Source organism: Marinococcus tarijensis (genome assembly GCF_054971385.1).
This window is the reverse complement of sequence record NZ_JBQOJA010000024.1, coordinates 1-14,613: the sequence shown is the minus strand read 5'-3', so window position 1 is coordinate 14,613 and position 14,613 is coordinate 1. Positions and strand designations below refer to the sequence as shown.

Below are 14,613 nucleotides of genomic sequence, written 5' to 3'. Positions count from 1 at the left end.
AAGAAAAGGAGGGGTTGAAAATGCCGTCATCCTTTCAACAATGGATGAAAAGAATGCAGCATTTTCTTTTTAACGATGAAGAACAACCAGAGGACAACAACCGTGAAAATCGTATAAAGCGCTCCGGAGAGGATCCTCCTCCATACATAGCGAGAATGACGTATCAGGAATCTGAGCCGGTGAAAATGTTTAACGTGTATCCTAAAAGCTATGAGGAAGCAAAACAGCAAAAAAACAGTGCCCGTGCCCCTGAACGGCCGAGTGCAGCAAAGCTCTCGGGAGCTTCTGCTGAACCTCGCACAGCTGGACAAGACCGCGGGGAAACCGAACAGGAACACAGCGGGAAAAGCTCTAAACGTTCTGAGTCCAGAGGAGAAAAAAAGGCGGGAACAGAGGATTCCGGCTATTTCCAGGGAAAAAACTTTGAAGCAGGCAGTATCCCTTCTCCGATATTTGGATATCAGCAGGCCGACCTGCATCCGGGTAATTTAAGAGATCCGGAGGCGGAAAACAGAAAGGAAACATCTGTACAGGAACAGATTCGTGAGGATATCGCTTTCCTGAATTCAATTCGCGCGGGAGACAGAAGGCCTTCCTCCGTAACGAAGCAGGTCGAAGAGAAAGAAGCGGGACGAAAACGGAGGGCACCTTCCATTCTGCAGGAAGATACCGACCGTTTTATGGAAATCAGCAGGGCACAGAGAAGCGGAAAATGGGACTCGGAAGCAAAAAGCCAGGAAACAGAGGACAGTATATCTGAGGATGAACCTGAATCAGAAGAAAAAAAAGACTTTGAGCTGTTTCCCTCAGGCACTGCGTTTGAAATAGTACCGGAGGAAGAAGCAGATAAAGAGCCCGTCGAAGAAGAGGTGCCGGAACAAGAGCAGACTCCTCAGACGGCCTCCATCCATTGGAAAGAAGAACGTACTCCGGAAAGTGTCGTAGAAGACGTGCAGGAAACAAAGCCGGCAGCAGTAGAAAACAAGCCTGTGCCAGCACCGGAAAAAAACGAACTGCCCGTGAATAATAAGGAACCGAAAACAGAAGAACTGAAAACTCCTTCGCCTTCATCAGTGAAAGAAAAGCCGGAAGCTCCGGCGAAGAAACAAAACGGCAGCAAGCGGACGTCCACATCTACCCCGTTTAATGTCATGATGTACCCTAAAGATAAGCGCTCCGTTCAGCAGCAGCCAAAACAACAGGGATACCGGCTGCCATCACTTCAACTGCTCAATATTCCTCCTAAAAAAGAAGATGAGGATGAGAGTGAGCTTGAAGAGCAGAAAGAACAGCTTGAAACGACGTTGAAAAACTTTCATGTGGATGCAAAGGTTTCCCAGATTACAAAAGGACCGTCGGTTACAAGATTCGAAGTCCAGCCGGCGCCGGGGGTAAAAGTGACGAAAGTGACTAACCTGACAGATGATATTAAAATGGCGCTCGCGGCGAAGGATTTAAGAATGGAAGCCCCTATCCCGGGGAAGAATGCTATTGGTATTGAAGTGCCCAATCCGACATCTGCACCGGTGTTTTTACGGGAAATTCTCCGCCGGGATGTATTTAAAAATCATCAATCGCCACTCTCGGTAGCCATGGGTCTTGATATTGGCGGCAACCCTGTCATAGCCGATCTGCAAAACATGCCGCACGGATTGATTGCAGGTGCTACAGGATCAGGAAAGAGTGTCTGCATCAACTCCATTCTGCTGAGCCTGTTGTATAAATCTTCTCCGAAAGAGTGCAAATGGATGCTGATCGATCCTAAAATGGTGGAGCTTGCTTCGTACCGGGAGGTTCCTCATCTTATTACGCCGGTAATAAACGATGCCAAGGAAGCCACGGGAGCGTTGAAATGGGCGGTTCAGGAAATGGAGGCCCGCTACGAGCGACTGGCCCGCGAAGGCGTGCGCGATATGAAAAAATATAATGAGCGCATGGAAAAACAAGGGCGCTATGCTGATAAAATGCCGTACCTTGTTATTGTAATTGATGAATTGGCAGACCTGATGATGGTGTCGCCACAGGATGTGGAGGATGCGATCTGCCGTATTGCACAGAAAGCAAGAGCCTGCGGCATGCATCTGCTTGTGGCAACACAGCGTCCATCAGTAGACGTCATCACAGGTCTTATTAAAGCAAACATTCCAACCAGAATAGCATTTTCTGTCTCCTCCCAGGTCGACTCACGGACTATTCTGGACGGGGGAGGCGCTGAGCGGTTAATTGGCAAGGGCGACATGCTTTTCTATCCGAACGGGGCCTCCAAACCAACCCGTGTGCAGGGCACATTTGTGACAGATGAAGAAATAGATGCCGTGACAGACTTTGTAAAAGAACAGAAAAAGCCTGTTTATCAGTTCCAAAAAGAGGAGCTGCAGAAGCACCTCGAAAAGGAAGAGCACCAGGACCCCCTTTATGATAATGCGTGTGAATTCGTTATCGATCAGAAGCAGGCTTCCGCCTCCCAGCTGCAGCGCCGGTTTTCTTTAGGGTATAACCGCGCAGCCAAGCTGATCGATACGATGGAAAACCGCAGTATTGTTTCGGAGGCGAGAGGCAGCAAGCCGAGAAATGTATTAGTAACCCGGCAGGAGTGGGAACAGTCGGTATAGGCTTGCTTTCCCCTGAAAGGTTTTATATGATAAATAGAATAAAAACAAGCAGCCCGTGGAAAATCACGGGCTCTTATTCTGATACATAGGTTAAGGAGCAGCTATTATGAAAGAGATTGAACTCAAACTGCAAGGAAAACAAAAACGATTAACAAACGAAACCTTTAAATTCGACGAACGGGTAAAGGAAGGCTGGTTCTCCGCAGTATACTTTTTGAAGACCAAAAAAATCGCAGAGAAATATAAGCCGGAAGAACGTGTACTGATGCAGTTTTTTCAAAAGGATCAAGCCGTTTTATGCGGAGTGGATGAAGCAGTCGCTTTAGTGAAAACCTTCTCCTCCAATCCGGGAGAACTTGTTATCCATGCCCTTGAAGATGGCAACAAAATCGAACCGTATGAAACTGTAATGACCGTGGAAGGAAAGTACCAGGATTTCGGCTTCCTCGAAGGCCTGATCGACGGTATACTTGCGAGGCGTACATCTGTGGCTACAAATGTCTTTAATGTCGTTAATGCGGCAAAAATCTCCGGAAGAAAAAAGCCCGTAATTTTTATGGGAGACCGGGATGATCATTTCACGCAGCAGGCAGGAGACGGGTACAGCGCTTTTATTGGGGGTTCCAAGGCTCAGGCGACTCACGCGATGAGCGAATGGTGGGGGAAAAAGGGAATGGGAACGATGCCGCATGCCCTTCTCCAGCTCTTCGAGGGTGACATTATTCAGGCGACTCGCGCGTATAAAGAAACATTCCCTGAAGATGAACTCGTAGCACTGGTGGATTACAATAATGACGTTATTACCGACTCTTTGAAGGTGGCCAGGGAATTTGGCAATGAGCTCCAGACAGTGCGTCTCGATACGTCGGGCAGTATGGTGGATCAATATTTCTGCCGGCATCCGGAAGTGCTTGGCTCCTTCAATCCTACCGGCGCTAATCCCGAATTGATTTTTGCCTTACGGAGAGTGTTGGACGAAGAAGGATTTCAGCATGTTAAAATAATGGTAAGTGGTGGTTTCAACGCGGCCCGTATTGAGGAATATGAAGCTAAAGACGTTCCTGTTGATATTTATGGTATTGGCAGCAGCCTATTAAAAATCCATATCGGCTTTACGGGAGACAATGTATTGCTGAATGGAGAACATGAAGCTAAAGCGGGGCGGAAATACCGCCCGAATAATCGAATGGAGCTCGTTGAGTATTAATTTTCCCGGAAAGGAGTTCTTGGCCGTGCGTTCGGATATACAAAGGTACCGACAGCGCCGGCAGGCGGAAGCAGACCGGTGCCTCGAAAGCCTGCTCGAAGCATTTAAAGCCTGGAAAGAAGAAAATACGAACCTGCGTGAAAAGGTGCGTGCCAAGCATCTTTTTGCCGAACAGACCGGGATCACGGTGGACCAGGTGGAAAAGAAACCGTGGGACATGCTGTTTGAGGAATGGTTTTCATATGACTATGTAACTATTATCGGAACGCATTTATTTGATATGTTCTTAAAGCAGACGCTGACTGAGAGGACCCGCATGGATCTCCAGCTCGGGGGTCTGCTGTTAACAGCTTCCTGGATACCGGTGGAATTGAATGAAAAAAACTACTGGGTTAGAGCAGTAGGCGGGCAGGAATTTTCAAACCGGCTGCAGCAGGACACGGCTTTGGAGCCGGCTGTATCCTCCATCTGGCTTGTCCGGACAGCACGTGTGGGTTTTGAGGATACCCGTCTGGGACAGGCAGTACCGCTCCGGGTTAGTGTCGAAGGTTTTCAGGCACTTATGCTTGAGGCGGAAAAAGCTTACCAGAAGGAAGAACACATTAGGTGGCATAAAGAAAAAGGGGCCTCCTGGCTGCAGTTTGCGCTCCCGTCTGTTAGTTTTTAACCTTAAACGAAGACGGGAGTCAGGCTTTTCTGCCCAATTCAAGTCGTTCCATTGGAGGAACTAAAGGTTTTTGCTATAATAAGACAAGTATGTTTACATATGATACACACCATGAAAAACGATCTCTTTCACCTGTGCGTTTCGGCGGCAAGGTTTTTTGAAAGAACGGAGGAAGACAATATGTCTAATTATCATTTTATTGGAATTAAAGGATCCGGTATGAGTGCTCTTGCCCAGATTCTGCACGATATGAATCACACTGTACAGGGCTCAGATGTTGAAAAAACGTTTTTTACCCAGCAGCCTCTTGAAAAGAAAAATATCTCTATTCTTCCTTTTCAGGCTGATAACATCCAGGAAGGCCAGACAGTAGTTGCTTCAGCAGCTTATGGTGATACACACGAAGAAGTGAAAAAGGCAAAGCAGTCAGGACTGGAAGTTCATTCATACCCTCAGTTTTTAGGAGAATTTCTTCAGAATTTTACATCGATAGCAGTGGCAGGCTCTCACGGCAAAACGACCACCACCGGTCTTTTAGCCCATGTGCTCGAGGCGTATAAGCCAACCTCATACTTGATTGGAGACGGCACAGGAAAGGGCATGGAAAACAGCCGCTTTTTTACGTTTGAAGCCTGTGAATACCGGCGTCATTTTTTGAATTATGTACCTGATTACGCTATCATGACAAATATCGATTTTGATCACCCGGACTATTTTTCTGATGTGGACGATGTCGTGCAGGCGTTTAATGAAATGGCTCAAAAAGTAAAAAAGGGTATTGTAGCCTGCGGCGATGATGAGCATCTTCAAAAACTACACGCTCCGGTACCAATTGTTTATTACGGTATTGAAGGAAAGCATGATTTTAATGCAGAAAACATATTAGTAGACGAAAATGGCACCAGCTTCGATGTTCAAATCCGCGGGGACCGCTTCGGCCGTTTTACTATTCCGGGCTATGGCAACCATCATATTCTAAACGCGCTCGCCGTTATTGCCATCTGCCACTATGAAGAGGTTCCCGCTTCTATTATCCGTGAACAGCTGGCTTCTTTCAGCGGGGTAAAACGCCGGTTTACAGAAAAAATCTCAGGCTCGCAGGTGTTGATTGATGATTATGCTCATCACCCTACGGAGATCCGCGCCACCATTGAGTCAGCGAAACAAAAGTACCCGAGCCGTTCGGTAGCAGCTGTTTTTCAGCCGCATACGTTTTCAAGAACCAAGGCTTTTCTTGATGATTTCGCAGACAGTCTGCAGATGGCAGACTACGTTTACCTTTGCGATATTTTCGGATCAGCCAGGGAAAAGGATGGAAGCTTAAGCATCGATGATTTAAAGCAGCTTATTCCTGGAGCAAAAATAATTCAGGAGGATGGTATCCAGGTGCTTGAAACGCATAATGATGCTGTGCTTTTATTTATGGGAGCTGGAGATATTCAAAAGTTTCAAAGTGCCTATGAAGCTCACCTTGAATCCTCCAAACAGTAAAATCGAAAGGACGGGAAGCAGAAGCTTTCCGTTTTTTTGGTATCAATATCAAGAGAAGAGGATGAGCCGGCATCCAGGTGATTGTTTTTTCATTCAGGAAGCATACTTTTTGCGGGAAAAGGGAACAGGGAAATAGAAAGATCCTCTATGAAGAATGGAGTTTCAAACCAAACAAATAGTGGTAAAATGGCGACAGGAGGTGTATTGTGATATGGCTATTTTAGGGTACATAAGCGCGCTGATTGCAGCGATCGCTTTTGCCGTTCTAATTATTTTCCTCGTGAAAACGCTGAAGACAGCTACCACAATGATGGAACGCGTAGGGAATACAATGGAACAAGTAGAGCAGCAGGTACAGGGCATTACCAGGGAATCAGAGGCTATGCTTAACCGTTCTAATACTATTATGGAAGATGTGCAGGCTAAAACAGAAAGTATTAATGGTTTTGTAGGGTCGCTGCAAAATGTCGGGGAATCGGTGGACAATGTTAACCATTCATTCCGCCGTGTAGCCGATTCCGTTTCCAATTATTCTTCAAAACAATCAGAGCAGGTCACCCAGGTGATTCAGTGGGGGAATGCCTTTATTGATTTGTATGCCCGCTGGAAAAAACGGACAAAATAAAAGGGGACGATGAAGAATGGCTTCGTACAACACAAAAGACTTTATTATTGGCACGATTATAGGAAGTATTGTAGGGGCGTCGACAGCGCTGCTTCTTACTCCGAAGTCCGGGGAAGAATGGCGCCAGGATCTTTCTGAAGGCACCCAGTCAGTAAAACAGAAATCAAGCGGATTAACTTCCGAAGCGTACGAAAAAGGCAGTGATTGGGCAAATCGTGCTAAAGATAAATCCAGCGAGCTGGCCAAAAATGTTTCGGTCCAGTCTTCTCATTTATACGAACGCGTGAAAGGAAGCTCAGGAGAAGACGAGGAGAAGTCTGCTGAAGAGCTTGCAAAAGAACTCAATGAGCGGATTGATGAAAGTGAAGAAGCAGCGGCAGAGGATGTAAAAAAAGATGTACGTGATCTGCATAAGGGTTCAACAGAAAACAACAGCAATAATTCTTAAAAGCTAAGGCCGCTGTGTCAAACGCAGCGGTTTTTAATATGTTTTTTCAATTAAATATAGACGTAAAGCTTATTTTAAAGGTAAAAATACTTTAACACTTAAAAGCGTTTAAGAAATAAAGAAAAAAGGGCTGACAGAACAGAATTCTTCGTTTATAATGGGGCGTAATCGAAAAGATAAGTAATTGACTGAAGGAGTGGAGAGTATGAGTAACGAACAGTTAGATGGCCTGAGAGAACAATTGGATGATGTGAACGTAAAGCTGTTGGAGCTGATTAATGAACGTGGACGCCTGGTCCGGGAAATTGGGGACGTGAAAAGCAAGTCTGGACAGAAGCGATTCGATCCGGTACGCGAGCGCCATATGCTTGATCATATTGCAGAACATAACGAAGGGCCTTTCTACACTTCCACGGTCCAGCATATTTTCAAACAAATCTTCCAGGCAGGCCTTGAGCTTCAGGAAGACGATAATCGTAAAGAACTGCTGGTATCCCGGAAGAAAAAACCTGAAGATACAATTGTGGACCTGAAAGGCGAGAAAATCGGAGACGGTTCTCAGCGTCTTGTTGCAGGACCTTGTTCCGTGGAAAGCTACGAACAGGTGTATGAAGTAGCTAAATTCATGAAAAGCCAGGGCATTCGCCTTCTGCGCGGCGGGGCATTCAAGCCGAGAACTTCCCCGTACGATTTCCAGGGGCTTGGCAAAGAAGGCCTTGAAATTCTGCGCCGTGTAGCTGATGAGCTGGATATGGTAGTCATCAGCGAAATTGTGAGCCCGCAGGATGTAGAGATGTCACTGGATTACCTCGACGTTATTCAGGTCGGTGCGAGAAACTCTCAAAACTTTGAGCTATTAAAAGAAGTGGGTGGCGTAGACAAGCCTGTATTAATGAAACGCGGCATGTCTTCGACTATCGATGAATTGATTAAAGGTGCTGAATACATTCTGGCTAAAGGGAATGAAAATATTATCCTTTGCGAACGAGGTATCCGTACGTACGAAAAAGCAACGAGAAACACTCTCGATATTTCTGCAGTACCGATTCTGAAAAAAGAAACACACCTTCCAGTAATGGTGGACGTGACACATTCTACGGGCAGAAGGGATCTGCTTGAACCAACAGCACGTGCAGCATTTGCTATCGGTGCAGATGCAGTCATGGCCGAAGTACACCCTGATCCAGCTGTCGCTCTTTCTGATTCCGCTCAGCAAATGGATCTTGCTCAATTTGAATCATTCCTGGATTCTTTACGGGCTTCCGGACTATACAAATCATAATTCAGTACAAGAAAGCACAGGCCTCCCTGTGCTTTTTTATATGATAAGTCCTGCTGATTAATTTTAACTATTTGATAGCGTTTTCTTGAAAACGAGTATGAAAACATAGTAAAATGAAAACAATTGAAAACAAGCTAAATCAATAATGAAGACGTTTTGTGCTTAATATGGTATGATTGGAAAATCTGTGATTGTGAAGAAAAGAACAACCCTGAATGTACTTTGCTGAATAGGAAGTTATGAAAAGTTTTCATAAATGAATTGCAGAGGAGATAACCATTATTATATGATAGCATCATCTGTTAAGAAGTGGATGAAAGGGACTTGAAGGAGGATTACTAGTGAATACAACAATTTATGATGTAGCAAGAGAGGCTGGCGTTTCAATGGCGACCGTCTCGCGTGTGGTGAACGGCAATCCAAATGTGAAGCCAGCTACAAGAAAAAAGGTGCTGGATGCCATTGAAGGGCTCGGTTACCGGCCAAACGCTGTAGCGCGTGGTCTTGCAAGTAAAAAAACGACCACTGTCGGTGTAATTATTCCGGATATATCAAGCATTTTCTTTGCCGAACTGGCCCGGGGGATTGAAGATATTGCGATGATGTATAAATACAATATCATCCTGAGCAACTCCGACCAGAATAAAGACCGGGAAATTAATCTGATTAATACACTGCTTGAAAAGCAGGTGGATGGGATTGTATTTATGGGCGGCGAAATTACTGAGGAGCATGTGGAACAGTTCAAGCACTCCCCGGTACCGATCGTCCTGGCTGCGACAGTCGATGAAAATAAAGAAGTACCTTCAGTAAATATTGATTATGCAGATGCTGCTTTTGACGCAGTGGAAGAACTGATCGAAGGCGGCCACCAGAGGATCGGTATGGTTTCCGGCTCTATTGAAGACCCGGTAAATGGATATAAAAAATTCAGCGGATATAAAGAAGCTCTGAAAAAAAATAATATTACTTTTGAGGAAGAATTAGTAACAGTAGGAGATTATTCATATGATTCCGGACTCCGGGCTGCCCAGTCCCTGATGAAGCTCGAAAACCCTCCAACTGCTATTTTTGCTTCTACAGACGAAATGGCTCTCGGTGTTATTCACGGTCTGCAGGACGATGGCTTCAGCGTACCGGAGCAGGTGAATGTTATCGGTTTTGACAATACACGTCTTGCGACTATGGTGCGGCCGACATTAACGACCGTAGTACAGCCGATGTATGATATCGGGGCAGTTTCGATGCGCCTTTTGACCAAGTTTATGAACAAAGAGGAAGTGGATGAAAGCACTGTAGTCCTTCCACACCGTCTGGAGTACAGACAATCAACGACTATCCCCGAAAAGTAAGGGAAGCAGCCAGGCTGCTTCCCTTACTTTTTTAAAAATCACGGCCTTTTTTCATTTCTAATATGAAAAAGGGCTTTTTCTAATGAACGGTTATTTTTTTCTTCAATTTCCGGTCGTCTTGGGATCGGAGCATACATTTGCTCTGGATCCTGCCATTTGGTTGGAAGCTCGATAGGCGCATTTGTTCCCCAGCGGCTCCGCCATTCTTCTGGACAGTTTTGTTCGTATAATTGGGTCTGCTCACTCATTTCAAGCCACACGGCCGCCCAGGCTCTTGGTACGACTCTCCACATATCGTATCCACCGCCACCGACTGCAATCCATCTGCCACCGCAGTACTCGTGAGCTACTTGATGAGCGATAGCAGGAATGGCTTTGTATGACTCAATGCTTAAGGAGAGATGAGTGAGTGGGTCGAAATAGTGCGCGTCTGCCCCGTTAAGTGTAAAAATGACGTCCGGTTTGAAAAACTCGGCTGCTTCCCGCAGTGCTGTTTCGTAGCAATGCAGAAAAGAATCATCCTCTGTAAAGGCGTCCACTGGTATATTGATGGAAGTGCCGTAGCCCTGTCCTGCGCCTTTCTCACCAACGCTGCCAGTACCTGGAAACAGGTACCTCCCTGTTTCATGAATCGACAGTGTGCATACATCCGGTTCCTCGTAAAAAGAAAACTGGACTCCATCTCCGTGGTGGGCATCGGTATCAACATACAACACTCGTGCTCCGAAGTGTTTACGTGCGTATTCAATGGCGATGGAGCTGTCATTATATACACAAAAGCCCGAAGCCTTTCCCTGGAAGCCGTGATGCAGGCCTCCGCCAAGGTGGAAAGCATGAGTTGCTTTACCTGAGAGAACTGTTTCAACAGCCTGAAGAGTACCGCCGACAAGCGTGGCAGAAGCTTCATGCATATGGTCAAAAATAGGTGTATCTTCTGTTCCCAGGCCATAGTTATTTGCAACGCCAATACTAAGTTCGCCTTTTCCGGCCGCTTTAACTGCCTCCAAATAGTGCTGGTCGTGTACAAGCATTATTTCTTCATCTGTTGCCATCCGTGATGGAACAAGCTGATTATCATTGATTGCCCCTATTTCCAATAGCAGATCAAAGGTGATTTGCTGACGAAGGGGACTGAAAGGATGATCATCATTAAATTTGTACTGCGGCATATCCGGAGAATAAACGAGAGCGTGATTCATTGTCATGATCCCGGCTCCGGCATTCTCGGCCATTGTACAGTGTACCCTTTTTCTTCAATGGCGGCAATCAGCCTTCGGGGGTCCATTGTCTGCACCCGGAAGCTGAGCACCTGCTTATCAATTTCATTATGTGGAAAGAGCAGTACACTGATAACGTTTGTCTTTTTTTCTTTAAAAATCAATGATAATTCTGCCAGCTGCCCGGATAAATTAGGAACAACAACGTCTATCTGGGAAGACGGCTGATTGGCTCCTGTCATTTTTACTAACGTATGCAGAACGTTGGTTTCAGTCAGTATGCCGACCAGTTTATCATCTGAGGAAACGACAGGGAGAGCACTGATATCATTTTCGTATAAGACTACTGCAGCATCAGCCATCAGATCATAGGACATAATGGTGACAACGGGAGAAGTCATAATTGTAGAAACGGGCTGTTCCAATTCTTTTTTATCATCGCCGGGCTGAAAAATGGAAGGGCTGGCATCGCGTATATCCCTGTCCGCTACAATACCAACGACATAACGGTTTTCGTCAATCACAGGTATATGCCGGATGCGGTGTTTTTCCAAAAGCTCTAAAGCCGTGCGTATGAGCGTGGTTCGTTCAATTGTTATAACGTCTTTAACCATAATTTCTTCCACGAACAAGCAAACATTCCTCCTCTGTGCAGGCGGTTAAAACATAAATTTATTAGTAAAACGAACATTATCAAATTGTTGGATATCGGTATCTGATACACGTGAGCCAATTCTTACCATTAAACAATTTGCGGGGTGAGAGCAAATTTCAGGATCATCCGTGGCCATCCATTCGAGCCCGCCGGCATTCATCATTTTTTCCATGAGTTTTCTATATTCCCAGACGGTTAAGCCGCTTGATTTAAGATCCCAGTGCCAGTAGTATTCTGTAGTAATAATAATATAGTCTTCCATGGCATCATCGAGCACAGAGAACTCTAATAGGCGTTTGCCAATTTTAGCTCCTCTGTATTCTTTGGCTATTTCGATGGCCCCAAGCTCCAGGAGACTGTCCAACCGGGCTTCTGACCAGCGTTCTAATGGGTCCGGATATACAAATGTGACATAGCCGACAATCGTTTTGCCATCAGCCACGATATTAATCCGCCCTTCAGGAAGATCAGCAATGCCGATTAGTGCCTTTTTTTGTTCTTCATGGGAACGAAACGCTGTAAGGCCTGGATGAAAGTCGTAATCGTGAAGTGTTTTACCGGAAACAGGGCCTTCCATGAGCAAAGTGTGGTTGTTCCATGCGATTTCCCTGGAATAATAGGTCTTTTTGTGAATCATGTACACCATCCTTCATCCACCTATGGTACTGCTTACATTATTATCATATCAGAAAATTACTTCAGATTGGTGGAAGAAATGAGAATATTAAGAAATGAAAGAATTGAACAAAGTATGAACTTATATTATAATGAATTTGTGCAAATCAAGATCGACAGAAGGGAATGTTTCAAATGAAAGTGCAAACGCTTCCACCAATTAACGGAAATTACAACCTACAAGACTACGAAGAAGCAAAACAAAACTTTGACTGGTCGGAAATCGAAAAACAATTCTCTTGGCACGAAACAGGAAAGGTAAACATGGCTTATGAAGCAATTGATCGCCATGCTGAGAATCCTGATAAGCAAAACCAGGTAGCACTTCATTATTTAGATGGAAGCCGCAAAGAGGAGTATACATTTGCGGACATGAAAAAATACACAAACAAAGCAGCAAATGTAATGAAAGAAGCAGGTATTGAGAAGGGGGACCGCGTCTTCATTTTTATGTCCCGTTCTCCCGAACTTTATTTTGCTCTTCTCGGTGCAATTAAAGTGGGCGCTATCGTTGGCCCGTTGTTTGAAGCCTTCATGGAAGGAGCTGTCCGGGACCGTCTTGAAGACAGCGAAGCAAAAGCGCTCGTTACAACGCCTCAGTTAGTAGAACGGGTGCCGTTTGATGATCTTCCAAACCTGGAAACGGTGTTCATCCACGGAGGCGTAGATGATGAAAAAGGCGGATTTTTGGATTTTGATGCAAGACTCCAGCAGGCAGGAACCGATTTTGAACCAGAATGGGTAGACCGTGAAGACGGACTGATCCTGCATTATACTTCAGGCTCTACTGGAAAGCCCAAGGGTGTTTATCACGTACACAATGCCATGATACAGCACTATCAGACAGCGAAATGGGTACTGGATTTGAAAGACGGGGATGTATACTGGTGTACAGCCGACCCTGGCTGGGTAACAGGCACATCCTACGGCATATTCGGTCCATGGCTTGCCGGCGTAACAAACGTGGTGCGCGGCGGCCGCTTCAGCGCCCAGGACTGGTATGATACTTTGGATCGGTACAATGTATCCGTATGGTACAGTGCACCAACTGCTTTCCGGATGCTCATGAGCGCCGGGGACGAGCTTGTGAAAGAATATGATCTTTCTTCGCTGCGACACATTTTGAGTGTTGGGGAGCCGTTAAATCCAGAAGTGGTACGCTGGGGTGAAAAAGCATTTAATCTCCGCATCCATGACACATGGTGGATGACAGAGACAGGTGCGATGATGATATGTAACTATCCGGCAATGACAATTAAAGCCGGGTCCATGGGCAAACCAATTCCAGGCGTCTACGGAGCAATTGTTGATGATCAGGGAAATGAGCTTCCACCGAACCGGATGGGTAACCTGGCTATCAAGCCAACCTGGCCGGCAATGATGAGAGCCATTTGGAATAGAAAAGAAAAATTTGACAGCTATTTTGAATTAAACGGCTGGTACGTATCCGGTGACTCTGCGTACATGGATGAAGATGGCTATTTCTGGTTTCAGGGCCGTGTAGATGACGTTATCATGACCGCTGGTGAAAGAGTCGGACCATTTGAAGTAGAAAGCAAACTGGTTGAACACCCGGCTGTAGGTGAAGCAGGGGTTATTGGTAAGCCGGACCCGGTACGCGGGGAAATCATCAAAGCATTTGTAGCCCTGCGGGAAGGATATGAAGCTTCAGACGAGTTGAAGGAAGAAATTCAAAACTTCGTGAAAAAAGAACTTGCTGGTCACGTTGCGCCGAAAGAAATTGAATTCCGTAAATCACTTCCGAAAACAAGAAGTGGTAAGATTATGCGCCGTGTCTTGAAAGCATGGGAGCTTGATCTTCCTACTGGTGATCTTTCTACTATGGAAGACTAGAGTGTGAAAATGTAGGAAGCCTCCGTACTTATCATGTACGGAGGCTTCTTTATTTCTAATGACCCTTCAGGTATGATATACAGAAAGGATAGAAAGGGGGCGAGGCGGTCTTGGTTGCTTTAATTATCGGTATTATTATTTTACTGGAAAGTTTCTATTTAATATTTAAAGGAAGTAAAGAAAATCGACGTTTTCTGCGGACAGCAGGAATGGTTTCAGTGCCTATTGCAATATTGCTGGTGTGGATTGGACTGGCCCAAATGGCTTAATTCTTAATTTAAATACATAATGGCTTTTTGTTCCCTACTCTTCTTGTTCGGAAGAACTGCCTGCATCTGTTTCATTTTCAGTATCACTTGAAGCCTCTGGCGAAGAATTCTCGCCAGGGGCTTCTTCATTTGTGGAAGAGCCGTCAGACTCTTCAGTTTCCTCCGTTGCATTATCATCAGAGGGAGCAGAAGAGGAGTCCTCAGTGGAATCCTCTTCGTCGGTGGATGGCCCGCCGGAGTCTTCGGTCCCGTCAGTGCC

At 45.6% G+C, this 14,613-nt stretch carries 13 protein-coding genes and 1 pseudogene; 10 read left to right on the top strand and 4 right to left on the bottom strand.

The window, feature by feature from the left end; all coding sequences use genetic code 11:
- Nucleotides 1–20: 20 nt before the first annotated feature.
- From ACTTK7_RS12910 to ccpA, 8 genes are all read left to right on the top strand, one after another.
- Nucleotides 21–2,612 carry a DNA translocase FtsK gene (locus ACTTK7_RS12910; RefSeq protein WP_462868480.1) on the top strand — a complete coding sequence of 864 codons (2,592 nt, stop codon included), beginning with the start codon at nucleotides 21–23 and terminating at the stop codon, nucleotides 2,610–2,612.
- A 106-nt stretch (nucleotides 2,613–2,718) separates the two neighbouring features.
- A complete protein-coding gene (locus ACTTK7_RS12905; protein ID WP_462868478.1) occupies nucleotides 2,719–3,819 on the top strand; it encodes a nicotinate phosphoribosyltransferase in 1,101 nt (366 codons plus the stop codon).
- A gap of 25 nt (nucleotides 3,820–3,844) precedes the next feature.
- Nucleotides 3,845–4,486 carry a hypothetical protein gene (locus ACTTK7_RS12900; protein ID WP_462868477.1) on the top strand — a complete coding sequence of 214 codons (642 nt, stop codon included), beginning with the start codon at nucleotides 3,845–3,847 and terminating at the stop codon, nucleotides 4,484–4,486.
- A 180-nt stretch (nucleotides 4,487–4,666) separates the two neighbouring features.
- Nucleotides 4,667–5,977 carry a UDP-N-acetylmuramate--L-alanine ligase gene (gene murC / locus ACTTK7_RS12895; protein WP_462868476.1) on the top strand — a complete coding sequence of 437 codons (1,311 nt, stop codon included), beginning with the start codon at nucleotides 4,667–4,669 and terminating at the stop codon, nucleotides 5,975–5,977.
- A gap of 211 nt (nucleotides 5,978–6,188) precedes the next feature.
- Complete coding sequence (locus tag ACTTK7_RS12890; protein WP_462868475.1) at nucleotides 6,189–6,602, top strand: DUF948 domain-containing protein; 414 nt, start codon at nucleotides 6,189–6,191, stop codon at nucleotides 6,600–6,602.
- A gap of 16 nt (nucleotides 6,603–6,618) precedes the next feature.
- Complete coding sequence (locus ACTTK7_RS12885) at nucleotides 6,619–7,050, top strand: YtxH domain-containing protein (RefSeq protein ID WP_462868474.1); 432 nt, start codon at nucleotides 6,619–6,621, stop codon at nucleotides 7,048–7,050.
- Nucleotides 7,051–7,255: 205 nt separating this feature from the next.
- A complete protein-coding gene (locus ACTTK7_RS12880; protein ID WP_462868472.1) occupies nucleotides 7,256–8,332 on the top strand; it encodes a bifunctional 3-deoxy-7-phosphoheptulonate synthase/chorismate mutase in 1,077 nt (358 codons plus the stop codon).
- A 341-nt stretch (nucleotides 8,333–8,673) separates the two neighbouring features.
- Nucleotides 8,674–9,684, top strand: coding sequence for a catabolite control protein A (ccpA, locus tag ACTTK7_RS12875; RefSeq protein WP_462868471.1), 1,011 nt, complete (start codon nucleotides 8,674–8,676; stop codon nucleotides 9,682–9,684).
- 38 nt (nucleotides 9,685–9,722) lie between these two features.
- Here the strand turns inward: ccpA and ACTTK7_RS12870 are convergent, their stop codons facing one another.
- Genes ACTTK7_RS12870 through ACTTK7_RS12860 form a run of 3 tightly spaced genes read right to left on the bottom strand, consistent with a single transcriptional unit; the run spans nucleotide 9,723 to nucleotide 12,193 of the window.
- Nucleotides 9,723–10,889, bottom strand: a complete 1,167-nt coding sequence (locus ACTTK7_RS12870; RefSeq protein ID WP_462868519.1) for an acetoin utilization protein AcuC — start codon at nucleotides 10,887–10,889, stop codon at nucleotides 9,723–9,725.
- A complete protein-coding gene (locus tag ACTTK7_RS12865) occupies nucleotides 10,886–11,527 on the bottom strand; it encodes an acetoin utilization AcuB family protein (protein WP_462868517.1) in 642 nt (213 codons plus the stop codon). Before ACTTK7_RS12865 ends, ACTTK7_RS12870 begins: the two co-directional genes overlap by 4 nt.
- A 33-nt stretch (nucleotides 11,528–11,560) precedes the next feature.
- Nucleotides 11,561–12,193, bottom strand: coding sequence for a GNAT family N-acetyltransferase (locus ACTTK7_RS12860; RefSeq protein WP_322526385.1), 633 nt, complete (start codon nucleotides 12,191–12,193; stop codon nucleotides 11,561–11,563).
- Between the two features lie 173 nt (nucleotides 12,194–12,366).
- Between ACTTK7_RS12860 and acsA the strand changes: the two genes are divergently transcribed.
- The gene (gene acsA, locus ACTTK7_RS12855) at nucleotides 12,367–14,085 is read left to right on the top strand and encodes an acetate--CoA ligase (RefSeq protein WP_462868470.1); all 1,719 of its coding nucleotides are present in this window, start codon (nucleotides 12,367–12,369) and stop codon (nucleotides 14,083–14,085) included.
- Between the two features lie 110 nt (nucleotides 14,086–14,195).
- The gene (locus ACTTK7_RS12850; protein WP_176967740.1) at nucleotides 14,196–14,354 is read left to right on the top strand and encodes a hypothetical protein; all 159 of its coding nucleotides are present in this window, start codon (nucleotides 14,196–14,198) and stop codon (nucleotides 14,352–14,354) included.
- A gap of 34 nt (nucleotides 14,355–14,388) precedes the next feature.
- Here the strand turns inward: ACTTK7_RS12850 and ACTTK7_RS12845 are convergent.
- Nucleotides 14,389–14,613: pseudogene (locus tag ACTTK7_RS12845) on the bottom strand (hypothetical protein); the annotation flags it as partial.